This window comes from Candidatus Methanomethylophilus sp. 1R26 (assembly GCF_001481295.1).
In the GTDB taxonomy this organism is placed as follows: domain Archaea; phylum Thermoplasmatota; class Thermoplasmata; order Methanomassiliicoccales; family Methanomethylophilaceae; genus Methanomethylophilus.
The window spans coordinates 1-570 of sequence record NZ_LOPS01000036.1 but is presented as its reverse complement, the minus strand read 5'-3'; the positions used below and the strand labels follow the sequence as shown (position 1 = coordinate 570).

Below are 570 nucleotides of genomic sequence, written 5' to 3'. Positions count from 1 at the left end.
AATGGTGCAAGGGACGTGATTTGAACACGCGGACCGCTAGGGACTAGCCCCTCAAGCTAGCGTCGTTGGCCATGCTTGACTACCCTTGCAACAGGTTTCTGGGATACATGACTTATTTATAATCCTTGCGTTGAAGGCCCGCGGATCCTATGCGCTCCCAGTCATTTTGATACCATGAAGTCTCGGATATCGGTCGCGGACAGGGACGAGAGACTGCTGCCGGACATTCATCAAAGATAAATACCCAGTAAGCGGATGAGGAAACGTCAATAGAGAGAGGACGGCTGACGGTAGGGCTTCGGCCCGGCCGAGGAAGTTCCCTCCTCCGCGGGCAGGACGAGCCGGGAAATCCGGCAGGGCGAGAGCCCTGGCAAGGGCCCAGAAACGACACAGTTCCGGTAAACTAGGATGATCCGTATGTCGGTGACGTTCCCGGAGATCTGGTGAAACGGCGACTCCTCGTCGGAGCAAGCTCGCACAACCGGGATGACATGCCTGTGACCGGTGGGTAGAGTGCGTTAGTTGAATGCCGTCTGAAACAGAAGGGGGGCTACTACTCTCAATTGACAC

1 tRNA gene and 1 other RNA gene are annotated in these 570 nt (G+C 56.0%); one reads left to right on the top strand and one right to left on the bottom strand.

Annotated features, from left to right (window positions below):
- Window positions 1-2 precede the first annotated feature (2 nt).
- Window positions 3-89 (bottom strand) — tRNA-Leu (locus AUQ37_RS06420).
- Between the two features lie 179 nt (window positions 90-268).
- On the opposite strand from AUQ37_RS06420, the gene rnpB reads away from it, so the two are divergent.
- Window positions 269-565, top strand: an RNA gene (gene rnpB, locus AUQ37_RS09625) — RNase P RNA component.
- The last annotated feature ends 5 nt before the right edge of the window (window positions 566-570 follow it).